The following is a 21753-nucleotide window of genomic DNA, read 5'->3' as shown; positions in this document are numbered from 1 at the left end:
CCTAATAGCGATTGTCAAAAACAATTCGGTAATTAGATGCACAAGAATAATCAAATACAAGTAAAGCTATGCTTACTCCATTAAACTTATGTAGTATATGAAATAATAACCATTTTGTACTAATCAGATATGATTAAAAAATTCCGGTTATCTAATGGATAACCGGAATTCTTCTTACAGTGGCAGAATATATTCCAGCCGCTGCTTTTATTTCGCGTATTCAACTGCTCTTGTTTCCCTTATTACAGTAACTTTTATATGTCCAGGATAGTCAAGTTCGCCTTCAATTCGCTTACGAATATCACGTGCGATGCGCACAGATTCAATATCGTCTATTTCATCAGGTCTAACCATGATACGAATTTCTCTACCCGCTTGAATAGCAAATGATTTTTCAACGCCATCAAAGGATTCTGAGATTTCTTCGAGTTTTTCTAGTCGTTTAATGTAATTTTCCAGCGTTTCACTTCTAGCACCAGGTCTCGCTGCAGATAATGCGTCTGCAGCAGCAACCAATACTGCAATAATTGATGTCGCTTCTTCATCTCCATGGTGGGAAGCAATTGAATTAATCACGACTTCGTGTTCATTATACTTCATTGCTAGCTCTTTACCGATTTCAACATGACTTCCTTCTACTTCATGGTCGATAGCTTTACCGATATCATGTAGTAGACCAGCTCTTCTAGCTAATGTCACATCTTCTCCTAGCTCAGCCGCTAACAATCCTGACAAGTAAGCAACTTCCGCTGAGTGCTTCAGTCCGTTCTGACCATAGCTTGTACGATATTTTAGACGACCTAAGATTTTCACTAAATCCGGATGCAAGCCGTGAACTCCTACTTCAAAAGTAGTTTCCTCACCTACTTCTCGAATATATTCGTCCACTTCGCGTCTAGATTTCTCAACCATTTCTTCGATACGTGCAGGGTGTATTCTACCATCTTGCACGAGCTTCTCTAATGCCATACGAGCAATTTCACGTCGAATTGGATCGAAACCGGAGAGTATAACTGCTTCTGGAGTATCATCTATAATTAAATCAATTCCAGTTAAGGTTTCTAGAGTTCGTATGTTTCTACCTTCACGACCAATGATACGACCTTTCATTTCATCATTCGGCAAATTAACAACAGAAACCGTTGTCTCAGCAACATGGTCTGCAGCACATCGCTGTAAGGCAAGAGATAAAATGTTTTTGGCTTTTTTATCAGCTTCCTCTTTTGCACGTGTTTCAGACTCTTTAATCATTACTGCTGATTCGTGCTGTACCTCTTTTTCGATACGCTCTAAAATAATCTGTTTCGCCTGTTCAGAAGTATATCCTGAAATGCGCTCAAGCTCAGTTTGCTGCTCGTCTTTCATAGCTTCCACTTTGCTTTTCATTTCTTCAATTTGTTGTTGTTGTTCGGTTAGAGATTGTTCTTTACTCTCTAAACTCGACTCACGTTTGTCTAAGGTTTCACCTTTTCGGTCCAGATTCTCTTCTTTTTGCATCAGACGATTTTCTTGCTTCTGAGCTTCCATACGGCGCTCTCTTATTTCATCCTCCGCTTGTTGACGGAATTTATGATTTTCATCTTTTGCTTCAAGAAGCGCTTCTTTCTTGGCGGCATCTGCATTTCTGTGTGCTTCTTCGACAATTTGCTTTGCAAGTCTCTCCGCACTAGAGATCTTTGCTTCTGCAATAGATCTGCGTACCAGATAACCAACAACAATACCGACGATCAGAGCAAGCAAAATGGAGATGACGACGATAACGATGTCCATGATTTCACCTCCTATTGCCTATAAAATTGTACATTTCATATGTGTCGGCATGTAACATTTTCTAAATGCATCAAATATTAATTTCATAATGGATATTATAAAATTATACACTTCTAATATTAATTCTCAATTGGTTGAATGTCAAGGAATCGCCGGAAATAATATCCATGTTGCCAAGCTCTTCTGAATATTGAAATCAAAGAAATCACAAATATAGAACAAAGACGCAAACGCCCGTTATCCACAGCACACAAATTTTATAAAAAAACCCTAAGACCATTTGTTTATGATCTTAGAGTTTTATACAAGCCGGACTATGTTTATTTTAAATCAAGACTCTCTTGAGAAGGTTCTTCTTCCGTCTTATCTTCATCCACTTTATCTAGCTCATAATGCTGACGAATAGACTGATGGATTTCAGTTAATACTTCTTCATTTTCTTTTAGATATTGTTTTGCATTTTCACGGCCTTGTCCTAGACGATCATTATTATAGGAATACCAAGCACCGCTTTTCACAACGATATCTAGATCAGAACCAATATCTAATACTTCTCCCTCTTTAGAAATCCCTTTTCCGTACATAATATCCACTTCAGCTTGTTTAAACGGTGGGGCAACTTTATTTTTCACAACTTTAATTCGTGCTTTATTTCCTACCGCATCATTACCAAGCTTCAATGTTTCTGCTCTTCTTACTTCTAAACGTACTGAAGAATAGAATTTTAATGCTCTACCACCAGGTGTTGTTTCTGGATTTCCGAACATAACACCGACTTTTTCCCGGATTTGGTTAATAAATATTGCCGTTGTTTTTGACTTATTTATCGCTCCAGATAATTTACGTAAAGCTTGTGACATTAAACGTGCTTGTAAACCGACATGAGAATCTCCCATTTCACCTTCAATTTCAGCTTTTGGTACAAGCGCAGCTACAGAGTCAACTACGATAATATCTACAGCTCCACTTCGAACAAGTGCCTCTGCAATTTCTAGAGCTTGTTCTCCTGTATCTGGTTGAGATAATAGTAATTCATCAATATTTACACCCAAAGCTTTCGCATATACTGGATCAAGAGCATGCTCTGCATCTATAAATGCCGCTTGTCCACCTTGTTTTTGTGCTTCAGCAATAGCGTGAAGTGCAACGGTTGTTTTACCTGAGGACTCCGGACCATATATTTCGACTACACGACCACGAGGATAACCACCGATACCTAAGGCAACATCTAATGCTAATGATCCACTCGGGATAGTAGCGATTTTTGGAATTTCATTTTCCCCCATTTTCATAATGGAACCTTTACCAAATTGCTTCTCTATTTGTCTTAAAGCCATATCTAACGCTTGTTTTCTATCACTCAAAGAAACTACCTCCTTCACATATCTGTATCTATCATACAATGTTTTTATGTATTTAACAAGAAAAAAACGAATGGATGTTCTTATTTTTTAATAATCTATTTATAATCAAATATAGAAAAAAGCTATAAAAATAGTTTAGTAAATATAGATTTCTACTATTAACTCTTAATACTTTTATTTTTTAAATATTGATATATAATTTCAAATCCTTTTAAACAAGCTCTATCCCGTATATGATTTCTATTTCCAGTAAAGTTAAATTTTTTAGAAACAACCACTTCATCATCATCTACTAGTGAGATATAGACTGTACCGACTGGTTTCCCTTCTTGTTCATTCGGTCCTGCTATTCCAGTAAATGAAATCCCTAAATTTGTTTGCATTTTTCGAGAAACATTTGATGCCATTATATCTGAACATGCATGGCTAACCACACCATGAGAATCTATAGTTTCACTAGGAATTTCTAACACTTCTTTTTTGATACGGGTCTGGTAAGTTATATAACTACCTGCAAACACATTCGAAGCTCCAGACACAGATACAATTTTTTGAGAAAACATTCCGCCGGTAATACTTTCTGCTGCACTAATTGAATAACCTAAATGTTTTAGTTGTTGAACAACTACCTCTTCTATTGACTCATCATCCTCACCAAAACAAAACTCTCCAATTCTTGCTAAAATTAGTGTTTTTGTTTGTTCTAACATTTCTACTGCTTCTTGTTTTGTTTCTCCACTTGCAGTTAGACGAATGACAACGGCTTGATCTTGTGCAAGTGGAGCAATGGTTGGATTAGTTTGCTTTTCAATTAAGTCTGATAATGCATGCTCTAATGCTGATTCACCGATACCACTAAATTTTAGGGCAACGGATTGTATAATTCGTTGTTTACCAGTTAATGTCTCTAAAAATGGAAATAGTTCCTCTTGCGAAATATGTTTCATCTCACGAGGCACTCCCGGTAAAAAGAACCAATGGCAAGATTGATAATGAACGTACATTCCAGGTGCCATTCCTGCGTTATTTGTTAATACTGTAGACCCTTCAAATACACGAGCCTGTTTTCGGTTATTTGGTGTCATCGTTTGTCCGCGATTTTGAAAGAATGTCTCTATTTTTTCCATGCTTTTTTGATCTTCAACTAATGCTAATCCTGTCATCTGTTGGAATCCTTCACGAGTAAGGTCATCCGCAGTCGGTCCAAGGCCACCTGTAACAATGACAATATCAGAACGCGATTGAGCAAGCTCGAAAGCCTGCTCAACTCGTCCTAGATTATCTCCTACTACTGTGTGATTGTATATATTAATACCATAAGAAGCTAATTTTTCGGATAACCATTGTGCATTTGTATTCGCTATTTGACCTAATAACAGTTCTGTTCCAACCGCGACTATTTCAGCTTGATAATTTTTCATTATTTTGAATCCCTCATCACATGCCAGTTTTTAACAAAATAGTCAACTCCGGAGATAATAGTGAAAATTAATGCAAGATAAAGCATGATTATTCCAAAAGGAAAATCAATATAAGAAAATGGGAAATTATGTAGTAATAATACTGCGATCGCAATCATTTGTGTTGCAGTTTTTAATTTACCCATACTTCCTGCTGCAAGGACGATTCCTTCACCAGCAGCCACTAATCTTAAACCAGTTACAGCTAATTCTCTACTTATTATAATGATGACTATCCATGCCGGAGCAATTTCCATTTCCACTAATAGTATCAGTGCTGCAGATACTAATAACTTATCTGCAAGTGGATCCATAAATTTTCCTAAGTTCGTAACTAATTGATGTTTTCTAGCGTAGTAACCATCAACCCAATCCGTAGCAGCTGCAATAATAAAAATCAGTGCTGCTAGAAAATGGGTAACTGGTAATTCAGTACTTCCAATATCCCAAGCCCCCCAAGGAAAAGGAATAGATAATAATAATATAAAAATTGGAATCATTAATATTCTGGAAAACGTTAACTTATTTGGTAAATTCATTCTGTCTACCTCCATCTTTTAATTACTAAATACAGAGGCTGGGACAAAAGAATTAATCAAAAGATAAATCGAAATAAAGTATTTTGAAAAGCTTCTTCAGAAATATGCTTCGCTAGTACAATCGATGATTCTCCGTTTGCTTAAGCAATCCCGCGGTCCTCACAAGAGTCTGCGTATATTTCTTAAAATTTCTCAAAATAACATTCGTCTTTTGACCAAATCTTTTAGCTATGTCCCAGCCTCTTTCTACGATTAATTAAACTGAATTTCTAATTTTTGGTGTACGGTAGACATGTCTACTGGATATTCTATTTCTGTTCCGTTAATAGAGATGGTTACGGCTGGCGCATATCCAACATTTAATGAAATAGAATCAAAATCAGAAGCGTCCCATTCTTGAGGAGCTGCTTCAGCGTTGAAGACACTACTAAATAAAGATTCACCACTTCCACTTGTAACCTCTAACCACGATTCCTCGCCATCGCCAGTTACATCTACAGAAACAGTAACTTCATCACCGTAATTGCTTACACCAATAACTGAATTTGGTGAACTTCCGGTTCCTTCCTCGATTACTTCAACAGATAGTTCTTCAGATGGACTGTCTTCAGATTCGTTATTATCTTCAGCAGCATCACCATTTTCTTCATTATTCTCTTCTTCACCCTCATTAGATGTTCCTTCACCTGAATCAGTATTAGAATCATTGGTTCCATCTTCAATAATAACATTGTTTTCCTGAGGTTCTTCAGATGGATCTGTAGCATCAGAAGAATTAGCACGGATAAATAACCAAGCAACAATAATAATACCAATTACTAATAGAACGACAATAATTGAAGGAATACTTGAAGAAATGCGTGAACCTTTATCATTACTATTATTTTCTCTTCTTGTTCGTTGAATACGTGTATATTGAACATTTTCCTCTTCCGTACTAGGCAATTCTTCTCTATGTTCTTCGAGAAGTTCATTTGGATCCAATCCTACAGCAGTTGCATACTCTTTTATAAAAGCTCTTGCATAAAACTTACCAGGTAAAATATGAAGATTACCCTCTTCAATTGCCACTAAATATCTTTTTTGAATTTTTGTCGTTTCCTGTAAACTATCTAGTGAAATCCCACTAGATAAACGTGCCTCTTTTAATTTCGCACCAACATCCATATAAAACACCTTCCATAATCAAAAAATATTAAAACATAGAAAACCCGTCCTGCTGATGAAAATCTTGCTTTTCTACTGTTTCATATGTAATCTCTTCATTTTCATCCGTGCGTAATTCGATGATATAATCAAAATCATCCATACTATATTCCGTAGATTGAACAAATATGTCAGGATGCTCAACTACTTTAATAGTAGGAAGTTGCATTATTTCACGAATTAATTGCCAATGTTGTTCGTTCGCCTTTCTTTTTGAGACTACCCCATCTATAATATAAATATTATCTGGATTATATTCACCTTCGATTAAACTTTTACGAACAGTTTGTTTTATCATCGTACTTGAAACAAATAACCATCGTTTATTGGCACTAACACTAGCTGCAACAATTGATTCTGTCTTTCCCACCCGTGGCATACCACGAATTCCAATTAGTTTATGACCTTCAACTTTATATAATTCAGCCATAAAATCAACAAGTAAACCTAACTCGTCTCTTACAAATCGAATGGTCTTTCGATCATCACTATCCGTATGAATGTACTTACCGTGACGAACTGCCATCTTATCACGGAGCTTAGGTTTTCTAATTTTATGCACTTTTATTGCATCCATAGTACTTAGTATAGACTTTAATCTCATAATATTTTCATCATATTTCGACAACAATAGCATTCCTCTTCGTGAATTTTCTACACCATTGATTGTAATTATATTAATGGAAAGCATTCCAAGCAAAGAAGCTATTTCTCCAAGTAAGCCTGGTCGGTTTTTTAGGTTCTCATATTCTAAATACCACTCTACTCTTTCCATAATGTACCCCTTTATATAATAGGTTATATTCAGTACTATGTATTATCATAACGAATTTATGTAAAATTTTCTATTAGAATATAACATTTTTTACTATTTTTCAAAATAACTTTAAATGATTTTCTAAAAAAACTGTCGAATCGATAAAAAAGAAAAAGTTGTACAGTTACAACTATACAACTTTTCCTCTAATTATTCATCATAATTATTTTTTCTGAACAAGTTTGATCATTGTATTAGCAAGAGCTTGTTGTTCTTCTTCAGAAGCTGCATTCCACAATTCCTTTAGAACTTCTTCTTCCGGATTTTGAGCATTTACACTTTGTGCAAGATAGTCTCCCACTTCAGCTGCTAACCCAGAAATTGTTTTCTGATCTGCTCCATTAGCCTGAGCTTGCTCGAGTCGATCAGCTAAAAAACCTTTCCATGAGTCAAAATTATCTAAAATAGACATTTCGATTTCCTCCTCATATTCATAGAGTCAAACTTATTATTTGAGGATTCGATCGAAAATATTCATGAAAAAGTATATTTTTACCATGCTCCATTAACTTCAATAATTTCACCACGAATATAACTCGATTGATCACTTATCAAAAAGTGAACCGCATTTGCTACTTCCTCAGGTAAGCCAGCACGATTAAGAGGGATTTCTTCGATAATGGAGTGAACTTCTTCTGCTGATAAATGTGCATTCATTTTTGTCTGAATAAAACCAGGGCTTACTCCATTAACCGAGATACCACTTAAAGACACCTCTTTCGCTAAGGCTCTTACAAAACTGTTTTGAGCACCTTTTACAGAAGAATACATCACCTCATTGCTTGCACCACGGTCACCCCAAATAGAAGTGATAAATACAATATGACCTTTATTTTTTCGTATCATATTAGGTAATAAGTGTTTAGTAATCATCCAAGGAGCTTTAACATGCAAATGTAACATTTCATCCATTTCTGTCTCTAAACTTTCTTGAAACATATTAAAATGTGCATTACCACCAGCAAACACAATACCATCAATCTCAAGGTCCAATTGATTAATTAAATGATGTATTCCATCATTGGTACTTAAATCAGCTTGATAAAATCCTAAGATAGCATCTTCATTTAATTCAAGTTGTAATTGTAATATCGGTTCAACATTTTGATGGTAATGTAATAACAATGAATATCCTTCTCGAGCGAGTTTAAGAGCAATAGCAATACCGATTTCTCCACTCGCACCAATAACAAGTACATTTCCCCTCATATTTTCACCTTATTCTGCAGAAATTGTACATGTAGCTAATCTTTCTTCAACAATCCACTCATGTAAAAATTGATTTGCATCATCCACAGTTAATTGTTGTATAAATGGAACGATTTCAAACAAATTCACACCTAAATTTAAATAAGAAGTAAATTTATTTGCGGTAAACTCCAGTGAGTTCATCGAACGTAATAACTGTCCTATTTTCTTCTTCTTCATTCTTGTAAATGTTTCTTCATCTAATCTGATATCTTTTGTTGATAGCAATAAATCTTTTACCCGATCACTAAATCGGTTTGGTTGATCTGTATTTGTTCCTATCAAAGAATAACCAAATGTTGCATCTAAATTTGTCTCAAAATAGAAGGAATCATCAATTAATCCATCTTCATATAATTCTTGGTAAAATGGTCCTCCTGTTGAGAAAAAGTGGCTTAAAAACATTCCAACTAACATATCTCTTTGGAGAAAATCGTTTCCTTTTAAATTATTTATTGGTTCTTTAATCCCCACTGTACACTTAGGTATAGACACAGGCATTGTAATTTTTTTATTTTTTTCTGCTACCTGATCAGATTCATTTGGTAAAAATCGTTGAATCTTCTCCAACTTTTGGAAATCTTTCTTGGATTGGTTATCTGTAATTAAATCCATCATTGACTGAGGATTAAAATTACCAGCAACAAATAAACTCATGTTTTCAGGATGATAAAACGTTTGATAACAAGTATATAAATCATCTTTAGTTATAGAAGATATAGACTCTACGGTCCCAGCAATATCTATGTTCACTGGATGCTCGTGAAACATTGCTTTAATCGTCCCCATGAAGGATTGCCAATCCGGTTGATCATCGTACATTTTAATTTCTTGTGCGATAATTCCTTTTTCTTTCTCAACGGACGCTTCAGAAAAATATGGGTCCTGAACAAAATCAATTAACGTGAGCACATTTTTTTCAATTTGACTTGTCGCAGAAAATAAATATGCTGTTTGTGTAAATGAAGTAAACGCATTTGGTGAAGCGCCTTGTTTACTAAAATCAGCGAAAACATCTCTATCCTCTTTTTCGAATAACTTATGCTCTAAAAAGTGAGCAACTCCTTCAGGAACTGTTATTTTTTTATTTTCACCGAGTGGTATAAACGTTTGATCAACGGAACCATAGTTTGTAGAGAAAATTCCATATGTTTTCGACATCTCTGACTTTGGTAATAAATATACGTTTAATCCATTAGGTAATTGTTTTGTATAAAGGGTCTCACCTAATTCTTGAAATACTTCTTTATTCATTTTTTTCACCACCCTTACTCGTTAACAAATAAACTGTATCTTCTTCAATTTCCTTAGCAACTTCTATCACTTGTTGTTTCGTTACGGATTTAATATCTTTAATTAATTGTTCTGGTGGAAGGATTTTCCCGCCAACTTCCTGTTGATACAAAAGCTCTACTAAACCTTGCGGATGATCCATTGTCTCTAAAAGTTGATTAATAATTAATTGTTTTGTTTCTTCAAATTCTTCATCGGTAAAGGAACCTTTTTTCATTTCCTCTACTTGTTCTCGGATTATGTCTCGAGCTTTTACATAATCTTCAGGAGCAATACCACTCATTACGACCATAAGACCTTTATGGCTTTCTAATCGTGAAGATGCATAGTACGCTAAGCTATTCTTTTCACGTACATTAATAAATAACTTAGAACTTGGAAATGCTCCAAATAAACCATTAAACACTTGTAAAGCTGCGTATTTTGGGTCCTCAAACAAAATATTCGTTCGGTAACCAATATGCAACTTTGCTTGTTGTACAGTATCTTCTTCAACAATTTCTTTTGGAGAAGAGCTAGACGATGATTCTGATTTACTTGGAGCCACTGGCTTATTCGATTGATTTGTTTTTCCAGACAATAGCTCTTCCATTAATTCCATCATTTCTTTTATTTGAAAATCACCTGTCACATAAACATCCATCGTGTCTTCTTTGATAATAGACTTTGCATATGCAAATAAATCTTCATTTTGCAAGGAAATCAGATCATCTTCATACCCTTGTACATGTAAGGAATAAGGTTCAACTTCACACATTTCATCCATTAATCGTGTATTTGCATAATTCATTTTGTCGTCTTTTAGAGCATGTATCTTCTGTAACAATGTCTTTTTTTCACGTTCAAAAATTTCTTCTTTAAATGCATCTTCCCCATTCAATTGAAAAAGTACTTCTTCAAATAACATTGCAGCACGACGCATTACTGTAGATGCATCTGGAATAAATTTTTCATTTGCTACTTCTAGTCGAATCGTCAGGATATGATTTTCTCCTTTTTTCCCGCCAGTTATAGCTAAAGTTGCACCATATAATTCATCCAATTCTTTTTGTAAATCCATTCGAGTAGGGAAAGACGCCGTACCTTGTTTTAGTACATATGGAAGTAACGCGCGTTTTGTTACTGTATCACGCTGTAATGGAGCACGTAATTTTGCAATAAGAGAAATTGTTTTATGTTTTTTATTTGGAACTAAATGAAACTTCATCCCATCAATGGTCTGTTGTTTAACTTGTACTTTCATGGGCACCCTCCAATAAAATATTCATCTTTCCTATTCTGCACTATTTTTCCAGCTGTCATCCATTATACAGGAAAATAATAATGTTGTCGTGAGAGCGAAATCACCTATTAATAATTACTAAAAAAGCAAATTACCCTCCGTAAAAAAACGAAGTTTATTTACAATTTAATGTTATAAGATTAATTGAAGAATATATTCTTTCATATCCACTAGACGGAAATATTTTGGTTTTATGCTTGTACCTGCAATTATTAATGGAACATGGGATTCTTGTCTATGCAAAGAACCATGAGCTGCACCACTTATATGAAAAGGTGTTAACTGTGCCTTAAAATCATAGCCAGGTTTCGCATTTACAACAATAAAACGACCAGAGTGAGAGTTCAAAGCACTATTAAGCCTAGCTAATGCATCTGGGTATTGCCCGTAGAACACCTCATTGTCATTTGTAAGTCGTAAATCTAGAATTTCATGATTTCCCTTTAACTTCCATGTTTGATTATATTCATCTTTATATTGTCCTGATGGAGAAAAGTGCAACTCACCGTCTTTTACGCCTGAAGAAACATGAACTGAATTTTTATCTTTCCAGGCAATTATATCAATTCGAGGATCATTTTTAAGTACATCACTAACCTTATACAAGGGAAGCGCTTTGTCCAATACATAAATATATGCCATTCGCTGATTTACACATATGACAAGTTGATCTTTATTATTGACTGGGCGTTCAATTCTAGATATTTGAAATTTTTTCAATAATTTCCGTAAGTCTATGACATATTTGCGATAATTTCCACCTGTTGGAGAATGTCCGTTATCCCCCATTACCATCCAAATATTTTGTTTAACTGCTTCTTCCCAGGTCGGATACAAATTCAATATTTTTTGAATTTCCCTATCTATTTTTGCAATGCCTTTGATATCCATGGGACCTCGAAAATGCATTCGAGCATCCAAATCCTGAAAAATACAAAATGTAAAGCTTGGTAATTTATTTTTTTTAATTAAATAACGTAATTCTTTAGCTGTAAATTTATGATTACCCGCTGCGATTTGTTTTGTAAATCCCCTCTTGCGTAGTTTAGAAAAAAGACCTAATGAGAAAATCGGAGAAGTATTAGTTGTCCATTTTCCATCTTCAAATCGCGTAAATGTAGATAGTAATCGAGGAACCTGAAGTCGTTTTGGACTATTCCCACGGTAAACAAATGAATTAATCGACGCTGAAGGAATTCCCTTATTAGCTAAGTCTTCATATATTGTCGAAACAGTATTACTTAAATGTTCATTATTCAGACGATAAAGCATATTATGAATAGATTTACGCATCCCCAGCCGAAACGTCTCACGTAAGCCTGTCCCATAATTAACGATTTGCTTATTAGCATCATCAAACCAATTTAATCCTGGAATGTGATGCTTATCAGCATATGTTCCTGTTATAAGTGTACTGTCAATTGTTACCGACATTGTTGGAAATGAACTGACCAAATTGGGGATATATGAACCTTTTTCCATTAAAAATTGTAAGGCAGGTGCATGTCCTGTTTGAGCCGCTGTTTCTAATGGCATGGACATTAAAGAGTCGATATTTAATAAGATAATTGGCTTATGATTTTTTGAATAGTTTTCCATTATTTATTTTCATCCTATCTATGAGTCAATAATTACAAAATTGAACCAACTGATATTTATTTATCTACAATGAAATACAGATTATTTTTTTATGATCAAATCTAATATTTCTATCATTGATTTATTTTCTAAGCTGCTATGATATCTTTCCATATTAGCTTGATATTGTCTTCTTCTTGATTTGCTAGAAAAAAAACTTACAATCTGATTTTCCACTGTTTGGTTATGTAGATTGATCGGAATAACTAATCCTAAATATTTTAATTGATCTAAATTGATTCTCTCTTGACCAGGTAAGGTATTGCTAATAAATATGACTTTCTTCTTTTTCAAGCATTCACTTACAGTAACACCGCCGGGCTTTGTTAGTACAGCATCTACTTTATCGTAAATCCTATTCATTTCCTGTTTATTATTAATATAAGGGATAGGGGTAATCCTTATATTTCTCCTATTCTTTAATGTTTCATACAAACGTTTATTTTTTCCGCATAATACATAATAATGAAGATTTTTAAGTGAAGATTTATGTGGCAGTAATTCATCTATATCTCCTATTCCGAGACTTCCACCAGTTACCAATATGTTTATCTTATTGGTTTGAAACGCAATAGGTTTTGGATAAAATGCTCCATGTACTGGTATACCGGTTACAAATATATTTTGTTCCTTCACTCCTTTACGCATTAAATGAAACTTTACCTGTACAGAAGGAACAATATGATAATCTATACCATCTATTCCCCATATATTATTAACAAAATAATCCGTATAGACATTTACGATAATAGCACTAAGGTTATGCGTACTTTTTAAGCGACCTGCAAGATAAGAAGGTAGCGCATGCGTACAAAAAAGTATTTCAGGTTTGGTTTCTTTTATTAGTCGTTTAAAAAAAGATAGAAACAAAAACTCAAACAAGATTTTTCTATTACTTGTTAGTTCACTATTAGCCACTTGATCATACATCCAATTATATGTATGTGGAATAAACCTAATCCACAATAGATAGGTATTTGAAACTATTCTTTCTAACTTTCCATAGCTATATGCGAGGATATCTACTTTTTCTGATTGAATAGAATGATTACTCTTATTAAGTTCATCCATTAAAGCCTCCGCTACATGATGATGACCTGTAGGAATTTGCATAAAAGGTAGAAATAATGCCTTTCCATTATTACTTTTCATTGGCTCAACTCCATATGACCTCTTTAATTTCCAATAAAATATAAATTAATACATATTATTTGGACAAGGCTAGCTAACCTGCCCAAAAATCAGTATTAAACTCAGTTTGCTTATTTCATATTTGCTTTAGAAGTTGTTATCATAATTCTTCAAATCCTAGAAAAATGGTAAGTATTAATTAATTTGTTTTTAGACATCAATAAATAAACGGGAGCTTTGATACTTGTATTTGCGATAAAATTCATTGGAGAGATTGCGTATTTTTTATACGTACGATAGTAAGTATTCTTAATGTCAAATACTTCAAATCCTAACTTATTCGCACCCTGGGACAATGAGGTAATTCCTATGATCCCCTTAATTTCATTACTTTTTTCATGAAGACTTATATAATTTGCCAACATAGGTAGCCCACGTTTTATTTCATGGTAAATATATAAAGCTTTTTTAAACTGATTATCGGTTTTACGCAATTCATTTAGTATCTTTACATTATGAAGATGTATTTTCAACAATAGATCATGTTTATGAATAATAGTGCCGTCTTGCAGAACTACGTCATTTCCTAGATAATTAGTTAACCGAACTCGAAACAACGTATTATTACTATTCTTCTGATCATTTTCAGATACGCTATGTAATCGTGAACATGTGTAATATATTGGATCAATTATATTCCAGACATCTAATAAATAATTTCTCATTAGATTCTCCCTACATTAAGTTAATTATATATAACTTGTTCCCCAAAACCTTTTATCAGTGATAATCGATTTTAATTTATATGCTGTTATTTTTTACTAATTATAAGTATTTTAATCATATGTATCTTAATAAATTTAATTTGAACAAGGATTATGATTAAAGAATTATTATCCGTTGGGGAATTTAAATGTTCTAATTAAAGTAAGATTTCCATTGCTACGGATCGGTATGATTCTATTCAAAACCTTGATTTGTTAATTCTTATTGAGACATTTTCTAACCTTCTTAAAGTCTTAATATAAGAAGTGCCTACAGATAATTACATTAAAGGAGGTGATTTTCGTAAGAAACGAAAATCACCTCCTTTATTAAACACGTTTTCGTAATACATAAAAGCTAAATGTATCTGCTCGAAAATAATTAGATGAATATAGAACTGGTTCATCATCACTCGTATAATGCACTTGCTTTAATAATAGTAACGGTTGATCAGATGCATAATTTAAAATACTATAAATTCGGTCATGATAGCTTACCGGTTCAATATATGTAACCGCATATGCAACACGTTTCTTCGTATAGGATTCAAACACATTAAAAATGGACGCTTCATCTCGTAATACTTCAATCGGAATCAACTTAGTTGGAATCTTATCAATACAAAACACTACAGGATCATTATCAGCCGTACGAACACGTTCAATTTTAGATAATGATGTTAATGACTGATTGTTAAATTTGGAGCGATCTTCATCGGTTGCTTGGACAACTTCAGCAGATAAATATTGTGTACCTGCTACTTTTCCAGATTGTTCAATCATCTGTGTAACGCTCGTTAGCTCTTCAATCCCAGATGAAAAAATCGGCTTTGGATTTACAAAAGTTCCTACACCATGTCTCCTAGTTACTACATTATCCTCCTCTAAAATACGAAGTGCTTCCCTTAAGGTAGCTCTTGAAACACCTAAATGCTTTGACAATTCATATTCCGATGGGAGTTTTTCATTTTCTAGGTAAACGCCTCTATCAATTTCTTTTCGAATTTCATCAATAACTTGTAAATATAAATGTCTTGCATCCGCACGAATAGACATATAATTCACCTCCACTAATGCCAACTACGAAATCGTTTTCTTGCATACTAGAATTTATATTACCACTCTTCTTAAAAGAAATAAATCCCTAATACCATGGTAAATTTCATCAAAAATGTGATCCTTATTCATGATAACACTAGAATAAGGATCACATTAAGGTCATTACGAGGAAGTCGTTTGTTCTTCTGTAGGTTTAGGAACCAAGACTGCCCTTGGTTTACTCCCTTCATAAGGACCTACTATTCCTCTATCCTCCATAGCATCAATCAGTCTTGCAGCTCTAGTATAACCAATCCGGAATCGACGCTGTAACATTGATACACTAGCACTTTGCATTTCTGAAATGAGTTGAACTGCATCCTCATAAAGATCATCATCAACCTCTTCAACTACTTCATTTGTTTCTTCTGGAATCATTTCTTCTTGATAAGATGCTTTTTGTTGTTCAATACAATGGTCTACAATACGTTCTACCTCTTCATCAGATAAGAATGCACCTTGAACACGTGTTGGTTTTGAAGAACCTACGGGCATAAATAACATATCGCCTCTTCCTAATAATTTCTCAGCTCCTCCTGAATCAAGGATGGTACGTGAATCTGTCGCAGAGGATACACTAAATGCAATACGTGATGGAATATTTGCCTTAATAACACCTGTAATAACGTCTACCGAAGGACGTTGTGTAGCAATAATTAAATGAATTCCTGCTGCACGAGCCATTTGTGCCAATCTCGTAATGGAATCTTCCACATCATTTGAGGCTACCATCATTAAATCTGCCAACTCATCTACAAGAACAACAATGTAAGGTAAGTGTGGCTGCTGTTCTTCAGATGCTAGATTTTGCTTTCGAATATATTCATTGTATCCTTCAATATTTCTTGTTCCTGTTTCAGAAAATAAATCATAACGTCTTTCCATTTCAGCTACAACCTTTTTCAGTGCTCTTGATGCTTTCTTTGGATCAGTTACAACTGGTGCTAGCAAGTGGGGAATACCATTATAGACGTTAAGTTCTACCTTTTTAGGATCAATCATCATCATTTTAACTTCGTGAGGTTTTGCACGCATTAAAATACTCGTAATTATGCCATTGACACAAACACTTTTTCCGCTTCCGGTCGCACCTGCAATTAATAGATGGGGCATTTTATTCAATTCACCAACAACAGCTTCACCCGATATATCTCTACCAAGAGCATAAAGAAGTTTAGATGTCTTATTAGACCAGGTTTTATCTAACACCTCTCGTAAAGAAACCATTGCAATTTCTTTATTTGGAACTTCTATTCCAACAGCAGATTTCCCTGGAATTGGTGCTTCAATACGAATATCTTTTGCTGCTAAAGCAAGTGCAATATCATCATGAAGGTTGACGATCTTACTAACTTTTACCCCGGCTTCAGGATATACTTCATATTTCGTAACAGCTGGGCCAACATGTACCTTCGTAATTTTTGCTTTCACACCAAAGCTTGTAAATGTTTTTTCCAACTTACGTACTGTAGCTTGAATTTGTGACTTTTCTTGCTGTTGCGAGTTATAAGATGGATCTGCTAATAAATCTGGCATAGGAAGTTCATAATCGTGATTCTCCCTAGCTGTCATTGGCATTGCTTCGTCTTTACTATCATCAGCTAAACTTTGATCAATTTTCGTACTTTGGGCTTGTTTTTGTTTAGCTGGTGCTTTATTCTCTGTGGCTTGCGGTACATTATCTTGATATGCTACATCTGTAAAATCATTGATAAATGGTTCTTCCCTTTCTGAAACATCAATCTCTGTCACCAGATTATCTTCTATTTCATTCTCAGCTTGTCTGCTTTCATCATCAATATATGCCTGATGCTTTCTTTCTTTTCTTTCAGATTGATACTGCGTCCATTTTTCCTTAGTTAAATTTATAAGCGCTTTTACCTTAGTGAATATCTTAGAAGTCACCTCTCCAATTGATAAATTCGTAAGGAAAATAGCACCAATTAACAAACAAAAGACAACAACAATTTTTGATCCAGTAATGGAAAACATATAATGTGAAAACGTGAAAAGAATTGCCCCGAACATTCCTCCACCAGTTTGAACCAACGTACCTGTTCCGTTTACATAATCAAAAAATAATGTCCAACTCATTCCAATAATAGAGGTGTTTTCTGTTGTTACTAGTAAACTTTCCAATACTTGAATATGCGTTAACATCAGTACACCAGCTAAAAGAATATAAAATCCAATCATTCTACGATGTAGAAAATCTGGTAATTTTCGTTTTATCAATAAGTAAAATCCTGCTACAAGTAGAAATACAGATGCAATAAAGTACCAAATACCAAAGAAGAATTGAAATAAATTCTCCAGCCATCCTGGTATAGCACCATCACTTAGCGCAGCTGCTCCGCTACCAAATATTGCAAGAAATATAAGAAGTAGGCCAACTAACTCTATCTTTAATCGCTTTACTTGCTTAGAATTTTTTCTTTTTTTCTTTCTTTTTTTCGCGGCCATTTTCTCACCCCAACATCTATTACTTTTACGAATAGCAAACCCTTGCCCACAAAAAAACGGCAAGGGTTATTCTACTTCCATTATAGCATAGATTTGGGAAAAATCGGTATCAGCTAATAATTCTTCCAGGTAAAAAATCATCATTTAAGTAATCATTTGGATCTGTTGATAATAATTGATTAATTTGATAGTTGCCATTTTCTTGGCGTGTAGCATAAACGGTTTTTCCTTGATACACTACCGGTTCCACATTCTGATAGGAACTTGGATCAGCCGGGAATACATCATGATAACTTAGTGGCGTGTATAAAATCATGATTTATCTTCTCCTGCCTTTTGTTTTGGTCCAATTAACTCATTTAATTTTTCCATTGCTTCTTTAACACCACCAACATCATTAATTAAACCAAACTCAACTGCATCTTTGCCAACTACATTTGTTCCAATATCTCGTGTCAAATTTCCCTTCGCAAACATTAATTCCTTGAATTTGTCTTCTTTAATGTTCGAATGATTTACGACAAAGTCAATAACTCTTTCTTGCATTTTATCTAAGTATTCAAATGTCTGTGGTACACCAATTACTAGACCGGTTAAACGTATTGGGTGTATGGTCATTGTTGCTGTCGGTACGATAAAGGAGTGATCAGTAGCAACCGCTATAGGAACCCCAATAGAGTGCCCGCCACCAAGTACAATAGACACTGTTGGTTTAGATAAGGAAGAAATCATTTCAGCAAGTGCTAAACCGGCCTCTACATCCCCACCAACTGTATTTAACAATATAACAAGTCCCTCTATTTTAGGATTTTGTTCAATCGCAATTAATTGTGGTAACAGATGTTCATATTTTGTTGTTTTATTTTGAGGAGGAAGCTGCACATGTCCTTCTACCTGACCAATAATAGAAAGCACATGAATATTCGAATCCGGTGCTTGTGGAACATTTGATTGTCCAAGCTGTTGGATTTTTTCAACCAACGAAGACGAATTATTACCTTTTTCCTTTTCTGGTTTGTTATCATCATCATTCATTTGAAAACTCATACTAAAAATCCCCTTTCCTACTACTTATTCCTAGTATGAGCACAAACAAGTAAAACATACTTCATCTATTTCTAATTATTGATATTACGGTATTACATTCGATCAAAGTAGTGTTTAGGATGATTCAATTTTTTTCAAAGTTAAATTCGGTATATATCAATTCTTTCTTTTACATCATAGTTATTACTTTAAAATCGTCAATATTAAAAAAAGCTGAACGATCCAGATTATTTCTGCTTTTCGTCCAGCCGTTTTTTGCTTCGATTTATTCACTTAGCTTTCTTGTAGTTCTTCGGTAACACTAAGGTCAAATACATCATGCAATGCATTTACTGCAGTGACTAAATCATCATTATGCACTAATACCCAAATCGTGGTATGACTATCTGCAGACTGCAGAATTTGCACACCAGAATCGGTTAATGCCTGCACGATTTTAGATGCAACACCAGGAACGCCACTCATTCCTGCTCCTACTGCAGATACTTTGGCACACCCTTCCGTTACCTCTGGATGGAAACCTAACATTTCTAGTATCTCAATTGCTTTGGTTGTTAAATTTTCTGGAACTGTATAGACGACACCAGTCGGTGATATGTTAATAAAATCAACCGATATACCTGCTTCGGCCATCGCTTTAAATACTTCTGATTGGACACGATAAGCTGATTCTTTCGTCTGAACTTTAATTTGCGTTACTGGTGAAATATGTGCAATACCAGTAATCATCCGATCAGGTATATCCATTCCAAGCTCATGAACTCGAGATGAAGTAACTAATGTACCTAACTGTTCGGAATAGGTTGACCGGATTCGCATCGGAATTTTCCCTTGCATTGCAATTTCTACTGCACGTGGATGAATTACTTTTGCTCCTTGATAGGCCAAGTTACATATTTCTGTATACGTTACAACATCGAGTGGCCTGGCATTTTTTACAACACGTGGATCAGCAGTCATTATACCTTCCACATCCGTAAAAATTTCAATTCTTTCTGCAGCTAAAGCAACACCTAGAGCTGCAGCAGAAGTGTCACTACCTCCACGTCCGATAGTAGTTATTTCACCAGACTCACTTTGTCCCTGAAATCCAGCTACAACTACAACATCGTGTGTTTCCAATTCTTTTAAGATTCTAGAAGGATTCACTTCTTTTATTTTTGCTCGATTGAAATCTTCATTCGTAACAAAGCCTGCCTGCGCTCCAGTTAAAGCAACCGTAGAAATATGGTTTTTTTGAAGTTCATTCGATAAAACTACAGAAGAAATTACCTCTCCACAAGACATAAGTAAGTCAAGTTCACGTGGTGAATTTGTATTGGTTGGGAAGTCTACAAGTCCAAGTAAACTATCAGTCGCATAAGGATCTGGTTTTCTACCTAAAGCAGATACTACAACTACGAGTTTATATTCTTGCACTAATGCCTCACGAATATGACGAATGACATGCTCTCTATTTTCTGCGGATTGTACCGAAGTTCCTCCAAATTTTTGGACCATCACTTGCACTTTAAAACACCTCTATAAGTTATCCAAGTTTGATTATTGGATGATTGTATTTTTGTATTCGATTATTTTTTTAACCATTGATTCTTAATTAATGTTTGTGCAATTTGGACTGTATTCCAAGCTGCCCCTTTTAATAGATTATCAGATACTACCCAGAGATGGAATCCTTTATCTTCATCTAAATCTTTACGCACACGACCAACAAACACTTCTTCTTTTCCTTCAGCTGATAACGGAGTAGGATATGTCTGACTGGTTGGATTATCCTCTAGGATAATTCCATCTGCGGATTCTAATAAATTCCAAATATCTTTTACTTGTACTCCGGCTTCATCTATTTCCACATACACACTCTCTGCATGAGAAGTAACAAAAGGAAGACGTACACATGTTGCTGCTACATGTAATGCATCATCATGTAAGATTTTCTTTGTTTCATTAATCATTTTCATTTCTTCAAATGTATATCCATTTTCTTGGAATACATCAATTTGTGGTAAAGCATTAAAAGCGATAGGGAAATGTTTTTCATCACCTTTTACAGGAAGTAAATTTGCTTCCAATGCTTCGCCATTAAGTTGTTGCTGTGATTGTGTCTTTAATTCATCAATTGCTTCATTTCCCGCACCAGAAACTGCCTGATAGGTAGAAACAATAATTTTATTTAAACCGTACTTTTCTTTGATAGGTTGTAATGCAGCTACCATTTGTATAGTAGAGCAGTTAGGATTTGCAATAATTCCTTGATGTTTTTTTAAGTCTTCCGGATTTACTTCTGGAACAACCAAAGGTACATCCTGATCCATACGGTAAGCACTCGTATTATCTACTACTACTGCACCTCTTTTTACTGCTTCTGGAGCAAGTCGCTTGGATACAGAACCACCAGCAGAAAATAGAGCAATATCTACCCCTTCAAAAGATTCGGGTGTAGCCTCTTCTACAATAATTTCTTTGCCATTTACGGTAACAGTAGAACCAGCTGAACGTTTTGACGAGAGTAATTTTAAATTGTTAATTGGGAATGATTTGTCTTGTAATAATTCGATGATTTTTTGTCCTACCGCGCCTGTCGCGCCAACTACTGCCACGTTATACTTTGTTTCCTGTGTCATTAAAATGAC

The 21753-nt window shown here is 34.7% G+C and carries 19 protein-coding genes; all 19 read right to left on the bottom strand.

Annotated features, from left to right (window positions below; genetic code table 11):
* Positions 1-207 precede the first annotated feature (207 nt).
* The 19 genes from rny to asd all read right to left on the bottom strand — a co-directional run bounded on the left by rny (position 208) and on the right by asd (position 21744).
* Complete coding sequence (rny, locus tag C794_RS08655; RefSeq protein ID WP_017796740.1) at positions 208-1770, bottom strand: ribonuclease Y; 1563 nt, start codon at positions 1768-1770, stop codon at positions 208-210.
* Positions 1771-2090: 320 nt separating this feature from the next.
* On the bottom strand, positions 2091-3134 hold the full coding sequence (recA, locus tag C794_RS08650; RefSeq protein WP_017796739.1) for a recombinase RecA: 1044 nt from the start codon (positions 3132-3134) through the stop codon (positions 2091-2093).
* 158 nt (positions 3135-3292) lie between these two features.
* Positions 3293-4555 (bottom strand): competence/damage-inducible protein A, encoded by a 1263-nt coding sequence (locus C794_RS08645; RefSeq protein ID WP_017796738.1) that lies wholly within the window; start codon positions 4553-4555, stop codon positions 3293-3295.
* Positions 4555-5133: a CDP-diacylglycerol--glycerol-3-phosphate 3-phosphatidyltransferase gene (pgsA, locus tag C794_RS08640; protein ID WP_017796737.1), complete on the bottom strand. Its 579-nt coding sequence runs from the start codon at positions 5131-5133 to the stop codon at positions 4555-4557. The genes C794_RS08645 and pgsA overlap by 1 nt, the downstream gene beginning before the upstream one ends.
* A 252-nt stretch (positions 5134-5385) precedes the next feature.
* Positions 5386-6300, bottom strand: a complete 915-nt coding sequence (locus C794_RS08635; protein WP_017796736.1) for a helix-turn-helix domain-containing protein — start codon at positions 6298-6300, stop codon at positions 5386-5388.
* Positions 6301-6328: 28 nt separating this feature from the next.
* On the bottom strand, positions 6329-7114 hold the full coding sequence (locus C794_RS08630; protein WP_017796735.1) for a DUF3388 domain-containing protein: 786 nt from the start codon (positions 7112-7114) through the stop codon (positions 6329-6331).
* A 205-nt stretch (positions 7115-7319) separates the two neighbouring features.
* Entirely contained in the window at positions 7320-7568 is a 249-nt protein-coding gene (locus C794_RS08625; protein ID WP_017796734.1) for a DUF3243 domain-containing protein, read from the bottom strand.
* An 80-nt stretch (positions 7569-7648) separates the two neighbouring features.
* A complete protein-coding gene (ymfI, locus tag C794_RS08620) occupies positions 7649-8365 on the bottom strand; it encodes an elongation factor P 5-aminopentanone reductase (RefSeq protein WP_017796733.1) in 717 nt (238 codons plus the stop codon).
* Positions 8366-8374: 9 nt separating this feature from the next.
* Positions 8375-9658, bottom strand: a complete 1284-nt coding sequence (gene yfmH / locus C794_RS08615) for an EF-P 5-aminopentanol modification-associated protein YfmH (RefSeq protein WP_017796732.1) — start codon at positions 9656-9658, stop codon at positions 8375-8377.
* Complete coding sequence (gene yfmF / locus C794_RS08610) at positions 9651-10940, bottom strand: EF-P 5-aminopentanol modification-associated protein YfmF (protein WP_017796731.1); 1290 nt, start codon at positions 10938-10940, stop codon at positions 9651-9653. The genes yfmH and yfmF overlap by 8 nt, the downstream gene beginning before the upstream one ends.
* 171 nt (positions 10941-11111) lie before the next feature.
* Positions 11112-12578 carry an alkaline phosphatase family protein gene (locus C794_RS08605; RefSeq protein WP_017796730.1) on the bottom strand — a complete coding sequence of 489 codons (1467 nt, stop codon included), beginning with the start codon at positions 12576-12578 and terminating at the stop codon, positions 11112-11114.
* 81 nt (positions 12579-12659) lie between these two features.
* Positions 12660-13769 carry an MGDG synthase family glycosyltransferase gene (locus C794_RS08600; RefSeq protein WP_017796729.1) on the bottom strand — a complete coding sequence of 370 codons (1110 nt, stop codon included), beginning with the start codon at positions 13767-13769 and terminating at the stop codon, positions 12660-12662.
* Positions 13770-13918: 149 nt separating this feature from the next.
* Positions 13919-14473: a YkoP family protein gene (locus C794_RS08595; RefSeq protein WP_017796728.1), complete on the bottom strand. Its 555-nt coding sequence runs from the start codon at positions 14471-14473 to the stop codon at positions 13919-13921.
* 369 nt (positions 14474-14842) lie between these two features.
* Positions 14843-15568, bottom strand: a complete 726-nt coding sequence (locus C794_RS08590) for a GntR family transcriptional regulator (protein ID WP_017796727.1) — start codon at positions 15566-15568, stop codon at positions 14843-14845.
* 165 nt (positions 15569-15733) lie between these two features.
* Complete coding sequence (locus C794_RS08585) at positions 15734-18073, bottom strand: FtsK/SpoIIIE family DNA translocase (RefSeq protein ID WP_017796726.1); 2340 nt, start codon at positions 18071-18073, stop codon at positions 15734-15736.
* 109 nt (positions 18074-18182) lie between these two features.
* On the bottom strand, positions 18183-18389 hold the full coding sequence (locus C794_RS08580; protein WP_017796725.1) for a YlzJ-like family protein: 207 nt from the start codon (positions 18387-18389) through the stop codon (positions 18183-18185).
* Complete coding sequence (locus tag C794_RS08575; protein WP_017796724.1) at positions 18386-19120, bottom strand: ClpP family protease; 735 nt, start codon at positions 19118-19120, stop codon at positions 18386-18388. Before C794_RS08575 ends, C794_RS08580 begins: the two co-directional genes overlap by 4 nt.
* 273 nt (positions 19121-19393) lie before the next feature.
* A complete protein-coding gene (dapG, locus tag C794_RS08570; RefSeq protein ID WP_017796723.1) occupies positions 19394-20629 on the bottom strand; it encodes an aspartate kinase in 1236 nt (411 codons plus the stop codon).
* A gap of 62 nt (positions 20630-20691) precedes the next feature.
* Positions 20692-21744 carry an aspartate-semialdehyde dehydrogenase gene (gene asd / locus C794_RS08565; RefSeq protein WP_017796722.1) on the bottom strand — a complete coding sequence of 351 codons (1053 nt, stop codon included), beginning with the start codon at positions 21742-21744 and terminating at the stop codon, positions 20692-20694.
* Positions 21745-21753: the final 9 nt, after the last annotated feature.

Origin of the sequence: Oceanobacillus kimchii X50, assembly GCF_000340475.1 — a bacterium.
GTDB classification, from domain to species: Bacteria; Bacillota; Bacilli; order Bacillales; family Amphibacillaceae; genus Oceanobacillus; species Oceanobacillus kimchii.
The sequence above is the reverse complement of the archived record's forward strand: the minus strand, read 5'-3'. Positions and strand labels throughout refer to the sequence as shown.